Source organism: Campylobacter concisus, from assembly GCF_902460665.1.
Lineage (GTDB): Bacteria > Campylobacterota > Campylobacteria > Campylobacterales > Campylobacteraceae > Campylobacter_A > Campylobacter_A concisus_AL.
Genome location: NZ_CABPUR010000002.1, coordinates 219,487 through 238,667 on the forward strand (window position 1 = coordinate 219,487; position 19,181 = coordinate 238,667).

At 36.1% G+C, this 19,181-nt stretch carries 21 protein-coding genes; 5 read left to right on the forward strand and 16 right to left on the reverse strand.

Annotated features, from left to right (window positions below):
* Positions 1–191 precede the first annotated feature (191 nt).
* The 6 genes from F3G66_RS04465 to F3G66_RS04490 form a co-directional block, all read right to left on the reverse strand.
* Positions 192–1,196, reverse strand: coding sequence for a beta-ketoacyl-ACP synthase III (locus F3G66_RS04465; RefSeq protein WP_149707282.1), 1,005 nt, complete (start codon positions 1,194–1,196; stop codon positions 192–194).
* Positions 1,197–1,199: 3 nt separating this feature from the next.
* The gene (plsX, locus tag F3G66_RS04470) at positions 1,200–2,189 is read right to left on the reverse strand and encodes a phosphate acyltransferase PlsX (RefSeq protein ID WP_084041292.1); all 990 of its coding nucleotides are present in this window, start codon (positions 2,187–2,189) and stop codon (positions 1,200–1,202) included.
* 3 nt (positions 2,190–2,192) lie between these two features.
* Positions 2,193–2,339: a 50S ribosomal protein L32 gene (rpmF, locus tag F3G66_RS04475; protein ID WP_002942540.1), complete on the reverse strand. Its 147-nt coding sequence runs from the start codon at positions 2,337–2,339 to the stop codon at positions 2,193–2,195.
* A 12-nt stretch (positions 2,340–2,351) separates the two neighbouring features.
* On the reverse strand, positions 2,352–2,711 hold the full coding sequence (locus F3G66_RS04480) for a DUF177 domain-containing protein (RefSeq protein WP_084041312.1): 360 nt from the start codon (positions 2,709–2,711) through the stop codon (positions 2,352–2,354).
* Between the two features lie 16 nt (positions 2,712–2,727).
* Complete coding sequence (gene ndk, locus F3G66_RS04485; protein WP_084041293.1) at positions 2,728–3,141, reverse strand: nucleoside-diphosphate kinase; 414 nt, start codon at positions 3,139–3,141, stop codon at positions 2,728–2,730.
* Positions 3,142–3,249: 108 nt separating this feature from the next.
* Positions 3,250–3,534: an NADH-quinone oxidoreductase subunit I gene (locus tag F3G66_RS04490; protein ID WP_021091598.1), complete on the reverse strand. Its 285-nt coding sequence runs from the start codon at positions 3,532–3,534 to the stop codon at positions 3,250–3,252.
* 174 nt (positions 3,535–3,708) lie between these two features.
* On the opposite strand from F3G66_RS04490, the gene uvrA reads away from it, so the two are divergent.
* On the forward strand, positions 3,709–6,537 hold the full coding sequence (uvrA, locus tag F3G66_RS04495; protein ID WP_149707283.1) for an excinuclease ABC subunit UvrA: 2,829 nt from the start codon (positions 3,709–3,711) through the stop codon (positions 6,535–6,537).
* 57 nt (positions 6,538–6,594) lie between these two features.
* On the opposite strand, the gene F3G66_RS04500 is transcribed toward uvrA, so the two are convergent.
* Positions 6,595–7,557, reverse strand: coding sequence for an O-antigen ligase family protein (locus F3G66_RS04500; RefSeq protein WP_223154215.1), 963 nt, complete (start codon positions 7,555–7,557; stop codon positions 6,595–6,597).
* Positions 7,558–7,853: 296 nt separating this feature from the next.
* On the opposite strand from F3G66_RS04500, the gene F3G66_RS04505 reads away from it, so the two are divergent.
* The 3 genes from F3G66_RS04505 to F3G66_RS04515 are packed head-to-tail and all read left to right on the forward strand — an operon-like array spanning position 7,854 to position 10,690.
* On the forward strand, positions 7,854–8,882 hold the full coding sequence (locus F3G66_RS04505) for a glycosyltransferase family 2 protein (RefSeq protein ID WP_188115826.1): 1,029 nt from the start codon (positions 7,854–7,856) through the stop codon (positions 8,880–8,882).
* A gap of 3 nt (positions 8,883–8,885) precedes the next feature.
* Entirely contained in the window at positions 8,886–9,935 is a 1,050-nt protein-coding gene (locus F3G66_RS04510) for a glycosyltransferase family 4 protein (protein ID WP_149707285.1), read from the forward strand.
* Positions 9,932–10,690, forward strand: coding sequence for a polysaccharide deacetylase family protein (locus F3G66_RS04515; RefSeq protein ID WP_149707286.1), 759 nt, complete (start codon positions 9,932–9,934; stop codon positions 10,688–10,690). The genes F3G66_RS04510 and F3G66_RS04515 overlap by 4 nt, the downstream gene beginning before the upstream one ends.
* A 9-nt stretch (positions 10,691–10,699) precedes the next feature.
* On the opposite strand, the gene F3G66_RS04520 is transcribed toward F3G66_RS04515, so the two are convergent.
* From F3G66_RS04520 to waaC, 8 genes are read right to left on the reverse strand one after another with little or no spacing between them, the layout of a single operon-like run.
* On the reverse strand, positions 10,700–11,485 hold the full coding sequence (locus F3G66_RS04520) for a glycosyltransferase family 25 protein (protein WP_149707287.1): 786 nt from the start codon (positions 11,483–11,485) through the stop codon (positions 10,700–10,702).
* Positions 11,478–11,984 (reverse strand): nucleoside/nucleotide kinase family protein, encoded by a 507-nt coding sequence (locus F3G66_RS04525; RefSeq protein ID WP_149707288.1) that lies wholly within the window; start codon positions 11,982–11,984, stop codon positions 11,478–11,480. The genes F3G66_RS04520 and F3G66_RS04525 overlap by 8 nt, the downstream gene beginning before the upstream one ends.
* Entirely contained in the window at positions 11,984–12,781 is a 798-nt protein-coding gene (locus F3G66_RS04530) for a polysaccharide deacetylase family protein (protein ID WP_149707289.1), read from the reverse strand. Before F3G66_RS04530 ends, F3G66_RS04525 begins: the two co-directional genes overlap by 1 nt.
* Positions 12,778–13,851 (reverse strand): glycosyltransferase family 4 protein, encoded by a 1,074-nt coding sequence (locus tag F3G66_RS04535; RefSeq protein ID WP_149707290.1) that lies wholly within the window; start codon positions 13,849–13,851, stop codon positions 12,778–12,780. The genes F3G66_RS04530 and F3G66_RS04535 overlap by 4 nt, the downstream gene beginning before the upstream one ends.
* A gap of 4 nt (positions 13,852–13,855) precedes the next feature.
* Positions 13,856–14,917 carry a putative lipopolysaccharide heptosyltransferase III gene (rfaQ, locus tag F3G66_RS04540; RefSeq protein ID WP_149707291.1) on the reverse strand — a complete coding sequence of 354 codons (1,062 nt, stop codon included), beginning with the start codon at positions 14,915–14,917 and terminating at the stop codon, positions 13,856–13,858.
* A complete protein-coding gene (locus F3G66_RS04545) occupies positions 14,914–15,618 on the reverse strand; it encodes a glycosyltransferase family 2 protein (protein WP_149707292.1) in 705 nt (234 codons plus the stop codon). Before F3G66_RS04545 ends, rfaQ begins: the two co-directional genes overlap by 4 nt.
* Positions 15,612–16,505: a lipid A biosynthesis lauroyl acyltransferase gene (locus tag F3G66_RS04550; RefSeq protein WP_149707293.1), complete on the reverse strand. Its 894-nt coding sequence runs from the start codon at positions 16,503–16,505 to the stop codon at positions 15,612–15,614. The genes F3G66_RS04545 and F3G66_RS04550 overlap by 7 nt, the downstream gene beginning before the upstream one ends.
* Positions 16,498–17,472: a lipopolysaccharide heptosyltransferase I gene (gene waaC, locus F3G66_RS04555; RefSeq protein ID WP_149707294.1), complete on the reverse strand. Its 975-nt coding sequence runs from the start codon at positions 17,470–17,472 to the stop codon at positions 16,498–16,500. Before waaC ends, F3G66_RS04550 begins: the two co-directional genes overlap by 8 nt.
* A gap of 63 nt (positions 17,473–17,535) precedes the next feature.
* Between waaC and F3G66_RS04560 the strand changes: the two genes are divergently transcribed.
* On the forward strand, positions 17,536–18,567 hold the full coding sequence (locus F3G66_RS04560) for a 3'-5' exonuclease (protein WP_149707295.1): 1,032 nt from the start codon (positions 17,536–17,538) through the stop codon (positions 18,565–18,567).
* 71 nt (positions 18,568–18,638) lie between these two features.
* On the opposite strand, the gene F3G66_RS09615 is transcribed toward F3G66_RS04560, so the two are convergent.
* Positions 18,639–19,181: a hypothetical protein gene (locus tag F3G66_RS09615; protein ID WP_223154216.1), complete on the reverse strand. Its 543-nt coding sequence runs from the start codon at positions 19,179–19,181 to the stop codon at positions 18,639–18,641.

A 19,181-nucleotide genomic window follows, 5' to 3' on the forward strand; every position in this document is an offset into this window, starting at 1 on the left:
TTCAAAATTAAATTTAGTTTAAACATATTTTAAAAATTTTTGTTTAGTAAATTTAGTGTTATTAGTAAAAACAAAAAATGGATTTTTGTTAAAAGTGTTAAAAATTTGAATTTTTAAAGATTTATTGATGAGTATTTGAAAAAATTAGTAAAAGTGTTACTAAAAATTTAGAAGATTACTTTCTGAAATTATTATAAATCGCTAAAATTTTTTCCGCCAAATTTTAGTATCGCTGATCCCCATGTAAAGCCGCCACCAAATGCGTCAAGAAGCAAAACTGAACCATTTTTGATACGACCGTCTTCATAGGCATCATTTATAGCCATCGGAATTGAAGCAGAGCTTGTATTACCATATTTAGCAACAGTCAAGACACATTGCTCATCTTTAAAATTTAATCTATTTTTTACTGCATCTATTATTCTTATATTCGCTTGATGAGGTATGAAAAAATCAATATCTTCGCTTTGCATTTTATTTGCATGCAGAATTTCTATTACGCTTTTGCTAAGTGTTTGAACTGCTATTTTAAAAACTTCATTTCCACTCATATGGATGAAATTTAGTCTATTTTTTAGTGTTTCCTCACTGGCTGGAAATACACTCCCACATCCTGGAGTTATTAAAAGTTCAGCTTGCTTACCGTCACTTGCTGTATGGATATCAATGATCTCATTTTCATTGCCACTACTAATTACAGCCGCACCTGCCCCATCACCAAATAGTATACAAGTGCCTCTATCTGTATAGTCAACAATAGAGCTTAATTTTTCGGCTCCAATAATTAATACGTTTTTTTTGGCACCGCTAACAATGAGAGAATTTGCAAGCTCTAAAAGATAAATAAAACCTGTACAAGCCGCACTTATATCAAATGCTGTAACTCCATAGTTTAAACCCAAATTTGCAGCTATTTTGCAAGCAGTAGATGGCATACAAAGATGATCTGGAGATATCGTAGCACAGATGATTGCATCGATTTGAGATTTATCAAGTCCTGAGCGTTTTATGGCTAATTCACCAGCTTTTGTACCAAGGTCACTTGTTGTTTCGTTAGTTGCAATATGCCTTTGTTCGATACCTGTTCGCTTTACTATCCATTCGTCACTTGTTTCAACCATCTTCTCAAAGTCAAAATTTGTTAGAATTTTTTCTGGAATGTAAGAAGCGATAGAAATCAGTGAAGCTTTTGGCATATTTTACCTTGCAAAGTGCGAAAGTTCTTCTTCGATAACTTTATTTATATTTGAATTAGCAAATTTTATTGCTTGAAAAATTGCATTCTTTATAGCTTTTGAATTACTTTTGCCGTGACTTATGATAACGCAACCATTTACACCAAGAAGTGGTGCACCACCATATTCGTCATAGCTAACCTGTTTTTTGAGCGTTTTAAAAACTTTTCTCATGAGTACAGAGCCAGCTATAGCAAGAGGTGATTTTTTAATTTGTTTTTTGATAATTTTACCTATAGCATCTGCAACGCCTTCGCTAGTTTTTAAAAGAATATTTCCCATAAAGCCATCACAAACCATTACATCGATACTACCATCAAAAATTTGATTGCCTTCTGCATTACCAACAAAGCTATCAAGCCTAGAAACTAATTTAAATGCTTCTTTGCTAACTTCATTGCCTTTGCTCTCTTCTTCGCCATTTGACAAGAGACCAACTTTTGGCTCTTTTCTACCTAAAATTTCTTTTGCATAGGCTTCACCCATTATGGCAAATTGAAACAAATGCTCGCTTCTACAATCAACATTTGCACCAACATCTAAAACCAAAGTCGCAGATTCTTTTGAATTTGGCATAAGTGTTGCAATTGCTGGGCGAGAAATATTTTTTAGTCTACCAATTCTTAGGGTAGCTAAACTCATAGTTGCACCACTATGACCGGCAGAAACTACGGCATCAACTTCCTTGTTTTTTAAGAGTTCAATTGCTTTGTAGATCGTACTATCTTTTCTTTTAAGCGCATCAGTTGCGCCATCTGCCATTGAGATAACTTCGCTAGCTTCTAAAAATTCGATATTTTTTAAATAAGACTGTGGAATGAGTGGTTTGATGACATTGCTATCGCCAACTAATACAGCTTTAAATTCTGTCTCTTTTAGTGCTTCAATAACACCAGATATTATAGGATCTGCACCAAAATCACCACCCATAGCATCGATAGCAATGCGAATCATATTTTAATATTCACCTGTAGTTTTGTTTATACGGTGAGGCATTTTCCAAGAACCATCTTTGTCTTTTACAGGTACTGGAAGTGTAACTTTATAATGTGTTCTGCGTTTTGCTGCACGAGAATGACTCACTCTTCGCTTTGGTACTGCCATTTTTACTCTCCTTTATAAATTTTTACATTTTTCACAATAGAAATAATCGCTTTTAAAAGCTTCTAACTCACTCTCAAAGACTTCTTTTAAATCAATATTGCCATCAAAAAATTCCATCGTATCGCTAAGCTCATTTTCGCTATCTTTATAAATACCGTCACTTAAATTTAGCTCTACATCTTGATCGATAGGCAACATAAATGCTTCACCACATCGATCGCAAACATAATTTATATTCCCTTTTATTTTGCCTTGGCATTTTACCAAAAAAGGGTCTTTCCTTTTTAAAATTCCAATAAAAACTAAATTATCATTTCCTACTAGTTCAAAGCTTATATCTTTGTTTGCTATTTTAGAAAAAGATATAATCAATTTTCTTGACCTAAAGTTAGCAAATTTCTCTTGAAGCAAAGAAGAAATTTATCTCATTCACAGCATTTTCTAGGCTGTCACTTCCGTGAACTGCATTTGCATCAATACTATCGGCAAAATCAGCTCTTATCGTACCAGGAGTTGCTTCTTTTGGGTTAGTTGCACCCATTAGCTCGCGGTTTTTAGCAACTGCATTTTCGCCCTCTAAAACCATAACCACAACTGGCCCGCTTATCATAAATTCGACTAGATCGTTGAAGAAAGGTCTATCTTTATGAACTGCATAAAATGCTTTTGCATCGCATTTGCTAAGTTGAATTTTCTTTGTAGCTGCGATCCTTAGGCCGTTACTTTCAAATCTATCTATAATTTTTCCAACAACATTTTTCTTAACAGCATCAGGCTTAATAATAGAAAGTGTTCTTTGCATAAATTTTTCCTTAAATCTAGGTTATTTAAATTGAAGTTGGCAATTATATCAAATAAAGCTTAAAAATAAAATAGGCTCAAATTGAGCCTAAAATTTATAAATATAAATTTATTGAATAACTGGAATAGAGCCATTGCGTGCATCAGCACCGATCTGATCGCGCGAAGGTTGTCCTGCTACAACAGCGTCCCATACGATACAACCGTCAGTTGGACAGGCAGATGCACAGGCTGGCTCATCGTTGTAGCCTACGCACTCAACGCATTTGTTTGAATAAACATAGTATGTATCTGCTCCAGTTGGGTTGTCGCTATCATCAACGATAGCTGAAACTGGGCATTCATCAATGCATGAACCACAGCTTATGCATATATCAGTTATTTTTACAGACATTTTTTCTCCTTAGATTAAAATTTGGCGTAGAATATCAAAAAAAGCTGAAAATGATATAAATAAGCCCTTAAATTTAACTACGATCTTAAATTTTAGAAAAACTACTTTATAAATCTTTTATCACTTTTAGACTAAATTTACAGATTAAAATTTTAAAAAGGTTGTATAAATTTAATGAACGATATTATTGAAATAACTGGTGCAAGAGAACATAACTTAAAAAATATAAATCTTAAAATTCCTAAAAATAAATTAGTAGTTTTTACTGGTCTTAGCGGAAGCGGCAAGAGCACGCTAGCCTTTGATACGCTCTATGCTGAGGGGCAAAGAAGATACATGGAGAGCCTTAGTAGTTACGCTAGGCAGTTTCTAGATCGCGTTGGCAAGCCTGATGTTGATAAGATCGAGGGTTTAACGCCTGCTATCGCGATCGATCAAAAGACGACTTCAAAAAACCCTCGCTCAACGGTTGGCACGATCACTGAAATTTATGACTATCTAAGGCTTTTATACGCAAGAGTGGGCGTGCAGCACTGCCATAAATGTGGCAAACCTATCTCAAAGATGAGTGCAAGCGATATCATAAATGAAATTTCAAAGCTCCCGCTTGGTTCAAAGGTGATCATTTATGCGCCGCTAGTGCGTGAGAAAAAGGGCACATGGGCGGATTTGATCGAAAATTTACGTCAAAAAGGCTTTGTGAGAGCGCAGATAGATGGCGTGGTAGTGAGGCTTGATGAGGAGATCGAGCTTGCAAAAACGAAAAAACACACGATCAAGGTCATCGTTGATAGGATCGCTATCGATGAGCAAAATCACGAACGCCTTGCAAGTGACGTAGAAAAGGCGCTAAATGAGAGTTTTGGCGAGGTCGAGATAGAGATCGCAAACGCTGATGAGCTGGGCTTAAAAGAGAGCTTTATACATTACAGCGAGCACATGGCTTGTTTTGATTGTAAAATTTCATTTACGCCGCTTGAGCCACTAAGCTTTAGCTTTAACTCGCCAAAGGGCGCTTGCGAGCACTGCGACGGACTTGGTATAAGATATAGCCTAGATATGAGCAAGATCATTGACGAAGAAAAGTCGATAGAAAATGGAGCGATCAAGCTACTTTACGGCTACAACATGAGCTATTACTATAAATTTTTACTTGCTTTTTGTGAGCAAAATGGCATCGATACTAAAAAGCCTTATTATGAGCTTAGCGAAGATGAAAAAAGACTCGTTTTATACGGCAACGTCAAGGATGTTGAGTTCTTTTGGAAGCGAAATAAACTGCTTAGAAAATTTGATGGAGTGGTTAAAATTTCACATGGGCTTTTGAAGGATTACAAAGACTTTGACGAATACATGAGTGAGAAAATTTGTGATGCTTGTAATGGTCACAGGCTAAAGCCTCAAAGTCTAGCGGTCAAGGTCGCTGGCCTTGGACTTGGTGAAATTTTAGATATGAGTATAGAAAACTGCACCGCTTTTTTCTCGAACGAGAAAAATTTTGCCTATCTTAGCGACTATGATAAGGCGATCGCAAAGCCTATCTTAAAAGAGATTAATGAGAGGCTTTTCTTTTTGTACGACGTGGGACTTGGCTACTTGTCGCTTGGGCGTGATGCTAGGACGATCAGCGGCGGCGAGGCACAGCGCATCAGGATCGCAAGCCAGATAGGAAGTGGGCTAAGTGGCGTCATGTACGTGCTTGATGAGCCAAGTATTGGCCTACACGAGCGAGATACACTAAAACTCATAAAGACGCTTAGAAATTTACAAGCCAAAGGCAACTCCGTGATCGTCGTTGAGCATGATAAAAAGACGATAGAGGAGGCTGACTATATCGTAGATATCGGCCCTGGAGCTGGTAAATTTGGCGGTAGCGTGGTCTTTGCAGGCACGGCAAAAGAGCTTTTAAGCTCAGACACTCAGACTGCACAATACATAAATGGCAAAAAAAAGATCGACTATCAAAAAAATAGAAAAGCTGAGAAGTGGCTTGAAATTTCAAATGTAAATATCAACAATATCTCAAATTTAACCGCTAAATTTCCGCTTAGAAACCTTGTTGGCATCACTGGTGTCTCAGGATCTGGCAAGAGCTCGCTAGTGCTTCAGACCTTGCTTCCAGAGGCGCAGGAGCAGCTAAATAGAGCTAAAAAAGTGAAAAAAATAGCTGGGGTAAATTTAAGCGGACTTGAGAATTTAGACAAGGTCATATACCTCGATCAAAGCCCGATAGGCCGCACTCCACGCTCAAATCCAGCGACATACACTGGTGTGATGGATGAGATAAGAAATTTATTTGCGCAGACTAAAGAGGCCAAGCTTAGAGGCTATAAAATAGGGCGCTTTAGCTTCAATGTCAAAGGTGGGCGCTGCGAGAAGTGCCAAGGCGAGGGTGAGATCACGATAGAGATGCACTTTTTGCCTGATATCAACGTGGTTTGTGACGTTTGTAATGGCGCTAGATATAACGCTCAGACCTTGGAAATTTTATACAAAGGCAAAAATATCGCCGAAGTGCTAAATATGAGCATAGATGAGGCGGTTGAGTTTTTCAAAGCTGTGCCAAAGATCGCTTCAAAGCTCACCACGCTGCAAGACGTGGGGCTTGGCTACATAACGCTTGGACAAAATGCAGTCACACTTAGTGGCGGCGAGGCGCAGCGCGTGAAGCTAGCAAAAGAGCTTAGTAGAAGTGATACCGGAAATACGCTTTATATCCTTGATGAGCCAACGACTGGACTTCATTTTGCCGATGTCGATAGGCTTGTAAAGGTGCTAAATCACTTAGTTGATCTTGGAAATTCAGTTTTTGTGATCGAGCATAATATGGATGTCATCAAAAACTGCGACTACATCGTTGATATGGGGCCAGAAGGCGGCGCAAAGGGCGGTAAAGTGATAGCGTGCGGCAGTGTAAAAGAAGTAGCTAAAAATTATAAAAAAACTGGTAGCTACACTGGAGAATTTCTAGCACAAGAGCTTGAGGAAATGAAGAAAAAGTAAAAATTTGGCTCAACCATTTCTTTATAAAATTTGAAACGGTTGATATACAGTGTGGTATTAACTAATTTTTGATGTTGCTTTCTTATCTATGGTGCTTAAAGCCAGAGCCCAAAATAGTAGCATTAAAAGGGCATTTTCATGGTGAAATGTTGTATTTGCAAGTGAAATTATATTATTAGCCATAAGCATTAAAAGTGCAAGAAAAACTATGCTATTTTGTCTAAAATTTTTAATGAATTTTATAAAGAGTGATAGTTGAAACACCAAATATGAAAGCAAGGCAACGATGCCCTTTTCTGTTAAAAATGTTAAAAAGGTATTGTGTGCGTGACCAACATGAACTTCAACATTGCCTGGAAAATATTTTGTTATATCAATAATCCTAAATTCACCAGAACCTATCCCAAATAAAGGACATTCTAACCATGTATAAAATGCGCTAGCAAAGATTGGATATCTAGTCTCTGATCCAGTGACCCCCTTTGTTAGTTGACTATAGAATCTTTGATCTTGAGTAATATTCGTTGATATATATATATAAGAAATAGCTATTATGCTAAACAAAATTATCAAGCCTAATAAAAATTTTATTTTTATCTGTTTATTTAAAATTTCAAAAAGCAAGTAAGTAAAAATAATGATTGGTAAAAGATACATTGTAGCTCTAGAGCCAGCTATCATTATTCCAAGGACGCAAATTCCGGCAACACTTATGCCTATATACTTTTCAAAAATTTCTTTGCTATTTATCGAAACTAATGCTACACAAAAAACTAGCAGCATAAAAATAGCGCTATGATTTACGTGTCCTATTGATTTAAGCTCAAAAAGTGCTAAAGGATCATTTGAAGTGAATTTTTCTACACAAGCAGGGATAAATGCAGCAATCAAACCAGCAAATAAGGCAAAAAATAAAATTTTAAAATTTATTTTTTCTATGCCAACACTTCTGGCTACAAAGAAAAATAGCATACACCTTAGCGGATCAAGCGCTCTTGATGCAGAAACTCCATTTATCAAGCAGCTTATAAAAGTAGCCAAAACAAAGATAAAAAGCGAGATATTTATGAGATCAAATTTAAATTGCTTTTTTTCTTTGACGCAAATATAAATTCCAACCAAGACAAAAAGTGTAAGTGAAATTTGTTTTAAACCCTCAGTTACTGGCAGTGTAAATAAGACAATAACTAAAAAGAGATTGTAGAGCTTAGAGGCAATGTCGTTTTTCATGCAGATCCTTTAAATTTTAAGTGGACATTTTATCATTGCTAAACTAAAAATAATATACAATTAAACAAAAATTAAAAGGAAGTATCGTGCCTGATGTGAAAATAAGCTTTGTAGTGCCTGTTTTTAACAAAAAAGAGCACATTAGGGATTGTTTAAATTCGCTTATATCTCAAGACATGGATGATATTGAGATTATAGTTATTAATGATGGAAGTACTGATAATACGCTAGAAATATTAGAAGAATATAAAGATAAAATAATATTAAAAACAAAGAGCAATGCTGGTGTTAGTGCTGCCAGAAATGACGGTATATTGCTAGCTAGTGGCAAATATACTATCTGCGTAGATGCTGATGACTATGTGGAAAAAGATTATGCTTCATGCGTTTATGATATCGCAGAAAAATTTGATGCCGACATAGTGATAACAGATATGTGTAAAGTTTATGGTCATAAAAAGCTCCCTCTGAAGGATTTTGAGACAAAAGAGGATGGCGTAATCGATAAAAACGAGTATCTAAAAAGGCTTTTGGCCTCAAGGCACAACAAAGTCTTGCATAATGCGGCAAACAAGGCGATTAGGACTAAAATTTTAAAAGAAAATTTATTTCCAGTTGGGATCACGCAAGCTGAAGATTTTCATACTGTAGTGAGAAATGTTATCGCTTCAAAAACTCTTGTAAAGCTAAATAAGGCTTTTTATTGCTATAAGATAGGAGATAACAACACTGCTGGCTTTGAAAAATTAAAAGCTGTGATGGATCATAAATTTGTTTATGATGACATAATCTCAATTTTAAAAAACAAAAATTTAGCTCTTGAAATGGTGCCAGATCTAGAGCTTAGAAAGATAAAAAGCGTCTATATGCCAGCTATTTTGGCAAGACCAAATCTAAAAAATAGTAGCTATGTAAAGGCACTTGATCTTTTTTATGCAGATATTGATAGCATCATAAGCTCAGCTGGTTTTTCAAAGCTTAGATTAAAACAAAGAATTTTGCTTAAAGTGCTAAAAAATATAAAATCGTACGAAAATGTATCAAAAATTTTAAAAATCTTTAATACAATAAATGGCTTTTTGTCAAATAAAAAAATGAAAGAATTTAAAGAGTAGAAAATGATAAATATACTTGAGCTTGAAAGCTCTCTTGGATTTGGCGGACAGGAACACCGCACTCAGCGTGTAATAAATGGACTAGATAAGAGCAAATTTAAAGTTTTTTATGGGCTAAATCCTGGCTCAAAAAGCTTTGAGAAACAGATCGAGTGCGAATTCGTTGAGTTTAATCTCAAAAAGTCTTTTAATATCTTTGAAATTTTAAAAATTTGCAAATTTGTAAAGCAAAATAATATAAAAATCATCTCAACTCACTCAGGTAAAGATGGCACCATTGGAGCGATTGTTGGCAAAATTTGTGGCGTTAGCGTGGTTCGTACTAGGCATTTACAGCTGCCTATAACATCGTCCTTACCTTACAACCTAAGCACAAAAGTGGTCGGCGTTTGTGACTCAGTTTGCGCTGATCTTATCAAAAGAGGCGTCAAAAAAGAGAAGGTGTTAAAAATCTACACTGGCATCGATACGCAAAAATATACGCCAGAATTTAAGATAAATATGAAAAAAGAATTTGGCTTAAATGACGACGTAGTTGGAATTTGCATCGTTGCAGTGTTAAGAGCTGCTAAAAATCATAAGCTATTAATCGATGCATTTAGCGAGTTAAATTTAGAAAAGTCAGCCCTTTTTATTGTAGGTGATGGCCCGCAAAATAAAAATTTACACGAATATATAAAAGATAAAAAAAATATCTTTATGCTTGGCAGCAGAACCGATGTGAGCGATTTTTTGGGCTCTCTTGATATCTGTGTGTTACCTTCAGAGATGGAGGCTATCGGTGGAGCGTTGCTTGAAGCATCTTCGTGCAAGCTAGCTACCATCGGAAGCGATGTAGGCGGTCTTGGCGAAGCAGTAAGCGACGGAAAGAGTGGATTTTTATTTCAAAATGGCGATAAAGAGGGGCTAAAAAAAGTACTTGAAAGGCTCATTTTGGATGAAAATTTAAGAAAGCAGATGGGTGAGTTTGGCAGAGAGTACGTAAAAGAGGTTTTTAGTATCGAAAAAATGATAGAAAACACGCAAAATTTATATATGGAACTTGTAAAATGAGCGTAACAGTTTTAATGTATCATCATGTGCTTAAAAAAAGTGGGTTTATTGCAAGTAGTGTAGATGAGTTTAGAGATCAGATGAAATTTTTGGCTCAAAATGGCTACAAATCGCTAAGTTCGGCCGAGTTTGTGGCATATAAAAAAGGTGAGCTTAGTGTGCCTAAAAAGAGTGTCTTTATCACATTTGATGATGGCTGGAAGGATAATTTTGTTTACGCATATCCTATTATCAAGGAATTTAATCTTAAAGCGACTATTTTTTTAGTTGCTGGCTGGATAGAGCAGGCGAGTAGAAAAAGTGGCGAGTTTATAGAGCTAGATCATAACGAATACAAAAATGCTGCACCAACTAGACCTGAAGATGTATTTTTAAACTACGAGGAAATAGCAAAGATGAAAGAGTGCTTTGACTTTCACTCGCATACTTATACGCATTTTGATGATTATTTTGGTATTTGTGAAATGAAAGAAAATTTTACAAAGTGCAAAGAATTTATGTATAAAAATTTTGGCTTTGATGACAAGCTTCTTTGCTGGCCAAGAGGTAAATTTAATGATGAGCTAAAAAATGTGGCAAAAAGCGTTGGCTATGAGGTATTTTTCACAACAAAGCGTGGGATAAATAAACCCGATGGTGTGCTTGATGATATAAGGCGAATAGCGGTAAAAAAAGATGCAAGTTGGCTAAAAAAGACACTATTTATCTATCAAAATGACTTTTTAGGCTCACTATATTCAACACTAAAATCTTAGGAGAAATTTTTACTTTGTAAAAATTCTCTCATTTTTAGCAATATGTTTTTCGTAAAATCTTGAAATTTTGTATGAGAAATTTTTATTAGATTTTTTAAAAAGAGAATTTATCTTCTCTTTTTGCTTTCTTTGGATTTCCAAGCTAGAGCTATTTAGCTCCTCTGGATGAGAAAAGATGTTGCTAAAGTACATTTTTATATCAGTGTTTTTTAAGATTGCCTCCCATTTATCGGCTCCGTAAAGGCCATTTTTGTAAAAATCAAGCAGAGCTTTTGCACTCTTTCTTGTTAGAATGTAGGCAGCCGTTCTATATATACTAGCGTATGAGTATGGTGAGATAAGATATAAATTTTCTTTTATTTTTTTGCCAAAAGCACGAAATCTACTATTTAATCCATCTTGCACACCGCATATCAAAATGCTATCACTACTTATATCTTTGCATAGCAAAAAGGCTTCATTTATTAGTTCGTCATTTCCAATAACATCATCCTCTAATATTAAAGTAAATTCCGCATCGCCTTGTAAAAAATCCTCATAAGCTTTTATATGTGACATTGTACATGCTAGCTCACCTGGTGTCGCAATTAATGGCGGTATTTTAAATTTATAATCTTCATCACAAGATTTTAATAAGCAATCTATCATGGCACTGTAATACTCATTGACACTAAAATTTTTAGCATCAACCGCATCTATTATTTTAAATTCATCATATCTTTTAAATTGTCTTTGTAAATTTTGCCTTCGCTCTTCATCTCTTTTTAATGATATTACATAGACGGGATTATTCATTTTTTGCTCCAACTTTTAAGTCAAATTCTAACTTGACTTTATATGCAAGGCCTGCTAGATCAAGCTCTTTTTTGTTTATATGCTTTTGGGTGTTGATTAAATCGTCACTAGAATTTCTTTTATAAATTCCAGCGATTCGAGCTTTTTCATCAGTATTTAAAATACAAAGAATGTCGCATTTACTTATACGTAAAAGTGGATTTGCGCTTACGTATATTACGACTTTTACAAACGGCATAATAAATTTAAAAAATGGCTTTAACTCATCTTGATGATCGCTTTTGATTTTTATCTTTGGACGAGCTATAAATAAATTTAGGCTCATTACATCATCATCGATTACAGCGATTTGATAAGGTTTAAAGTTTTTAAATCCATTTTTTCTAATTTGCTTTGCAAATGTGCTTTTACCACTGCCGTGAAGCCCAGTGAGAGCGATTAAGGCTTGTTTTTTATCTTTTAAAATTTCTTTACAAGCCTCATTTAATGCTTCAAGCATTATTTATAGCCTCTATTTCTAAAATTTGAATATAAATTTCCTAGCACCGGCGTAGAATAGATAAAAAGTTTCTTTTTAACCCTAAAAATGTAGTCACTCTCGCTCTTTGCATTGTTTGAGATATCAATACGTCTTATCTTAAATTTATCATCTCCTACGCAAAATCCGCCATCTATCACACTAAAAGCAAAGTCATAATACTCTCTTACAACTTTTAGTGAAAGCTCGTTAAAGTGCCCTTTTGGAAAGCAAAAGCCAAATTCTTGTTTTTCAGGAAATAGCTCTTTTATCTTAGCCAGCGAGCTAGAAAATTCCTCTCTTAATTTTTCTTCATCATTGCTTTTACAAGAAAAGTGGCTCGCTGTATGGCTATCAAACTCAAAAAGCCCGCTCTCTTGCATCTCTTTAATTTCGTCTAAATTTAAAAAATACTCACCATCTTTTTCGTAGTCTATTTCTTTATGTTTTTTAAATGCAAAGTCGTAGTCTTGCCTTTTAAAATCTTTGATCTTATCTGTTATCAAAAAGCAAACAGCTGGAATTTTTAGCTCTTTTAGGATAGGAAATGCAAATTTATAGTTATCAAAATACCCATCATCAAAAGTTAGTAAAATACTCTTTTTAGAGACTTTTACTCGGCTACTAGTAATATCTTTAAACTGGCTGTAGTTTATAAATTTATAGCCCTCATCGAGTGCCATAAGAAGTGCTTTTCTAAATAGCTCTGGCTTAATGGCAAAGTCATTTTCATTGTTATTACAGTGGTGCATCGTTAGCACGCAAACTGGGTAGTTCATTTTTGCTCCAGTAAATTTTTAATAGCCTCTTTTAGCGCCTTGTGGCTAAAGTTTTCATCCACAAATTTAAAGGCGTTTTGCGAGTAAATTTTGGCTTTTTCAGGCTCATTTATCAGCTCCAAAATGCACTCTTTTAGCGAAATTTCATCTAAATTTTTAGCACAAAGTCCACGCTCTTTATCTTTAACTAGCACGTTCATCGGCGCGTTATCATAGACTACAACTGGCACTTTTGAGCTCATTGCTTCAAGTAGGACTGTACCAAGCCCCTCAGAGTGCGATGCAAAGACGTAGATATCAAAGCCTTTTATGATATTTGCCGCGTCATTTCTAAAGCCAGTGAAGATGATCCTGTCTTTTTCGTCAAACATAGAGGCGATCTGCTCTTTTGTGCTGTCGCTAATGTTGCCAGAAAATACAATAGTCGCATCCTTTGACTTTAAAATTTCTTTTGCGGCACTTGCAAAGTCAAAGACGCCTTTTTTGCGGTAAAGAGAGGTGAAAGTACCGATGACTAGCTCATCTTTTGCGACATGAAACTCATCTCTAAAAGTGCTTTTTGTGCTATCAATCTTTTCAACATCAACCGTGCTTGGCATAAAAACTAGCCTATCTTCGCTAACGCCGATGCTTAACAAGTACTCTTTGACGCTATCTGAGATGTATAAAATTTTATCAAATAGTCTTTTGTGCATTAGTTTTGAAACAAAGCCTTTTATAGGAAAAAGATTATGCCTTTCCTTATAAAATTTAACGCCTTTGCATCGGTAGAATAGTCCAGCAACGGCGCCGACCCAGCTATCAGTCGAGCCATGTGTGATTACGATATCTATCTTGTTTGAGCTTATCGCTTCGCAAAGTACTGGTACACTTTTATGAAAATTTTTCTTATTCATCTCTTGTGCTATAACACTAAAGTCTTCTTCTTTTGCAATGCTTTCTATCTGAGAATTTGGGTTGCAAAAAAGTATGACATTATGACCCATCTCGCGCATAAAACGCATCTCGTTTAGCGTCTTATTTTGCTCGCCACCCCAGTTAAAAAGTGTCTGCGTGTGAAGAATGTTCATCTACCTATCCTAAAATTTCTTTTATTTTGGCTTTTATTTTTGGCATTTCGTCGCTAAAATCCATCAATGTCTTTTCTATGCCATGCTTTGCTATACCTTCTTTGTCGCAAGGCACAAAGTCCCAGTTTTTTTGATAGACGATGTGTTTGCCCATACTTTGGATGCCATTTTGCGCTGTGTAGCCATTTTCCATGAGTGAGTTATCCCAAGGCCCCCACTCAAAAGCATTGCTTGGACCAAAAAAAGCGATCACTGGCACGTCATTTGCTGCAGCAATGTGCATGATGGCGGTATCAACACCGATAAAAAGGCTTGAACGCTTTGATAGGGCGATCGTTTGTTTGAGGCTTAGCTTGCCACCTAAATTTATAGGCTCGCTTTTGCAAATGTTTAGCACGCTTGCAAGCTTATTTAGCTCATTTTCTTTGTTGTCGCTTGTTAGCACGACCTTTACATTTAGCTCATTTTCGCAGTAGTCGATGAGCTCTGCCATACTCTCGTCGTTTGCGCATTTAAACATCCAGCGGCTTGTTAGATGCACATGCACAAAGCGTTTTGGTAAATTTAGATGCTCCACACTCTCGTCCGAAAATACACTCACCTTTTTGCTAACCGGTTCAAATCCCAAAGCCCTTAAAGCGTTTAGATTATGATCGATCGTATGTGAAAAATTTTCATAGTATTTCGCTTTGACGTTTAGAAGTTTATTTATTGATTGATTTTTGCCAAGAAAGCCTACTATTTTTTTGATCTTTGCATATTTTGAGATGATGATGCCGCGGTCTCCCGTGGTTGTTTGTACGGCCATATCGTATTTTTCTTTTTTGATGGCTTTTATAAATTTTATTTCAGTAATTAGCTTTTTAAAAAAGCCAGAATTTGCACTTTGTCTATCGTAAATGTGGATTTTGTTTATGTAAGGATTTCCCTCGATCATCGCTTCTGTGCCTTTGTTTAAGGCAAAGTCGATGGTTGCGTCTGGGTAGTAGTGGTGCAAATTTTCAATGAGCGGCGTGGTTAAAAGTACGTCGCCGATATTTCTAAATTTAATTACAAGTATTTTCATTTTATATATTTCCAAAATGTGTACTGAGCGTAAAGTCTAGCGATAACATAGCCCGCAAAGCCCTCTTTAAAGCCGCCTTTTAGCACATAAAGCTTAAAAAATGTCCATGCTGGGCTTGTTAGAGCTTTAAATAAATTCCTTTTTGCCCCCATGCTTGAGTAGCGATTTTGTTTAGCTATAAACTGCTCGATACTCTCATATGCATAGTGCAAGAAGTGATTTTTAAGCACTCCAAGCTTTTGCGAGCCGTCATTTAAAATGACCTTTTCATGCACAGCTCTGCCATCAAATTTGGCAAAATTTTTGTTAAAAAGCCTCACTGTGTAGTCTGGATAGAGCCCCATATTTTTGATCGCTTTGCCAAAGAAAAAATTTAGCCTAGCTACGTTGTAGGCCATAAATTTTGGCTCTTTTAGCGTATCTATGATCTCGTTTTTAAGTTCATCCGTGATCACCTCATCACTATCAAGCACAAAGATCCACTCATTTTTGGCTAGATCCACGCCCTTTTGCTTTTGCGCGCCAAATCCCAGCCAAGCTTGCTCGTGAAATCTCACGTTGCTAAAGCCATCACAAATTTGCATTGTGCTATCTTTTGAGCCGCTATCAACCACAATGACCTCATCAGCAAATTTAGCGCTCTCTAGCACCTCTTTTAGGTATTTTTCGCTGTTACAAGTCAAAATGACAACGCTTAGCATTTATACTCATTTTCGTAAAATCTCTTAAACCTTTGGTGAAACCAAAAGTACTCCTCAGGCCTTGCTCTAACCATCTCTTCGCACGCGCTGCACTGTATTTGCGTTACTTTTTGCACTGCCTCTTCTTTGTCAAATTTATTTATATCAATGGCTGGCGAAAAGCAAATTTCACTTATATTTTCATCTTTTTGATAGATAAATGCATTAATTATTAGTGCGTTTGTTTTTTGAGCTAGCACGCTCGCAGCTGGCGTGTGAAGCACATCTTTGTCAAAAAATTTCACCTTTATGCCATCTTTTGGAGCGGTATTTTGATCGACTAAAATTCCCACTATTCGCCTAGCTTTTAGCGCTTTTAAAATATCTTTTGCGCCGCCATCTTTGTCTATCAGCTCCACGTTAAACTGTGATCTGTTGGCTCTTAAAATTTTATCCATGACGCTACTATCAAGCCTTCTGCCAAGCACTGAGACTGCACCAAAACGAGCAGCCATTGCTAAGCTAAAAAGCTCCCACTGCCCAAAATGCGCGGTCGTCACGATAATCGGACGATCAAGCTTAAGCGCTTCAAGCAGATTATGCTCATTTTTAAAACTAACTTTTTCAAGCACTTTTTGCTTTGTCGTGTTTTGATTGAGGATAAAATTTATACCAAGATATTTTGCAAAGTTGTAGTAACATTTTTTAGTGATCTCTAGCTTCTCTTCCTTGGTTTTTGACTCACCAAATGCAAGATTTAAATTTGTCATAACGACGTGAAATCGCTTTTTATTAAGCTTCATATACGAAAAAGCTAAAAATTTAGCGAGCAAATCTCTAAGTGAGCTAGGCAGTAAAAATATAAAAAATTTTAAAGTATAAAAGCCAGCCAGATAGAACCTATCCATTTAGCAGCCTTTTTGCAAAATTTGCAATCGTTTCTGGAAAAATCTCTCTTATGCAAAAGTCGTTTTTGTCGATACCTCTCGCGTCTATTTGCTTGCCCATATCTATAACTAAATTTTTATCCGTGATGTAAGCATTTCTGTGGCTTGGACGGTTACCAAAAAGTGTGATAGAAGGCCTATTCATCGCCCAAGCAAGGTGTGTTAGGCCACTATCGTTGCCAATTACTAAGTCACAGCTTACAATGAAGCTTATCATCTCTTTTATGCTAAGTTTTTCAAGTAGCTTTGCTGAGGTGCCTGAGATGATCGCCTTAGCCCTTACTTTTTCGCTCTCACTTCCGTAGCAAAGGTAAATTTCGCATCCATCAAGTAGCCTGATCACATCTTTAAATTTGTTATAAATTTTGCTCTCTTCGCTTGCAAAGGCAGCGATCAAAACGCGTTTTTTGCCACTTTCATTTTTATAAATTTCACTTGCTTCAAAGCAAGGCGCTTTTTCTAAAATTTCACTTGCTTCAAAGCTGAAATTTAGAGCAAAAGCCACAAGTGCCAAATTTCTAATGATTATATTTTCGTTGTAATCAATTTTAAATTTATGTCTATAAAGCCTAGCTGCGATCTTTTCTTTGACACTTTCTCTGCTAAAGCCATAAGTTTGCTTGCCTATTATTTTTGCAACGACGGCCGATTTAAAAAGTCCTTGCAGATCGATCACTTTGTCAAATTTACCAAGGGTTTTTAGTATCTTGTAGCTTTGTTTAAAGCTTTGTTTAAGCGGTAAAACGACTAGCTCGTCGATAAGCGGATGATCTTTTAAAAGACTTGCGAAACGAGCATCAACCAGCCACGTGATATGGACATTTGGATAGTGCTTTTTGATAAACTGAAGCACTATCGCCGCATGGACAATGTCACCAAGTGCTGATAGCTTTACAATGGCTATTTTTAGTTGATTTTTGTTTTGCATTGATCACTTTAGATATAAATTTTTGGTATGATTTTAAAAAAAAATGCTTAAAAAAGGGCTAAAATGGCGAAAAGTTACATCTGTGTCTTTGACTGCGAAACGATACCTGATGCAAATTTGATAAGAAAAATTTATGGCATTGATGGGAGCGATGAAGATGTGAGCGTGCAAGCGATGGCGCTGCAAAAAGAGGCCAGTGGGAGTGGGTTTTTGCCTGTGATGTTTCATAGAGTAGTCGCAATCTCTGCTGTTATGGCTGATGAGTACGGCAAATTTTTAAAAGTTAGCACGATGGAGGGCAAGGATGAGCGCGAGATCATCGCTAAATTTTTAAAATTTATAAATGACTATAACCCAAGGCTAGTTAGCTTTAACGGCCGTGGCTTTGACCTGCCGATGCTAATGGTGCGTGCGATGCGCTACAATCTAAATGCAGCGGCGTATTACGAGAGCGAAAACAAAGAGCTAAATAAAAATAAATGGGAAAACTATAGAGCCAGATATTCGCCTAAATTTCACCTTGATCTGCTTGATTTTATAAGCGATTTTGGAAGCGTAAGAGGGCTAAAGCTTGATACGCTTTGCGCTAGCTTAAATTTACCTGGCAAGTACGACGTGCACGGCGATCAGGTGCTTGAGCTTTACTACGCAGGCGAGCTTGATAAGATCAACGAATACTGCGAAAGTGACGTACTAAACACCTACTGGCTCTTTTTAAAATTTGAGCTTTTACAGGCAAATATCTTGCAAGATGACTATATAAATCACCTAAACGTGATGAGTGAATTTATAGCCAAAAACTGCGCTCACAGAGGATACACTGAGGTCTTTTGTTCCGCGATAAGCGATGAGCTAGCTAGACTTAATGGCAAGCTTGATTACGAGATAAAGATCCAAAAAGAAGACGATGAAGAATTTGATGATTTTAGCGATCTTGATGGTGTGAAAGATACGCCAGAGCAGTTAAATGAGCGTTTGGCAAGACAAGGGCTTGATGGGCTTTTAAAAAAAGCTAGTGAGGTTGCGTCAGCTGCCAAAAAAGACAAGAGTTTTTCTGAAGAGAAACTACCTGAAATAAATTTGGAGGAAGAATAGAAATTCTATGCTTTTAGGCCGTAAAATATCTTTTGCTACTCTATGGAATTAATATCCTGATCCGCGGAATATCACGGGTACTCAAATCCAAATTCATACTCTTTTAAAACTCCATTAGAAAAGATGAATTTCTCGTAATAAAGTGGCATGTCAAATTCTTGCAAGAGGTTGCTCTCGTTTTGCTCAGTGATGTAGGTGACGATAGAGGTGGCATTTTCTTCTTTTAGATCGTTTGGCTTGCCTAGCTTCTTTAAAATTTGGTCTTGTTTGTCGCCAAGTTTGATGCCAGAATTTGTAGTGAAATCTTTTATTTTGCTGGAATTTATATAATCTTTAGTCAAATTTTTATCAAAAAATTTAACATTTATCCTTTGGACCTCACCGCTACTACCACAACAAAAATCGAGCGTCATTATCTGTGTTCTTGATAAATTTATGAAGCTTGCCTTTTCTCCATCTAAGAAATATTTGATTTTTTTAGATGATAAATTACTTGTAGGTAAAATTTTACCTACTTTGATTTTGTCTATACTTGTTGTATGTGGCAAATTTTCACTGGCTGTTAAATTTAGAAAACCTAAAATTAGAGATAGTATTAAAAAATGTCGTATCAT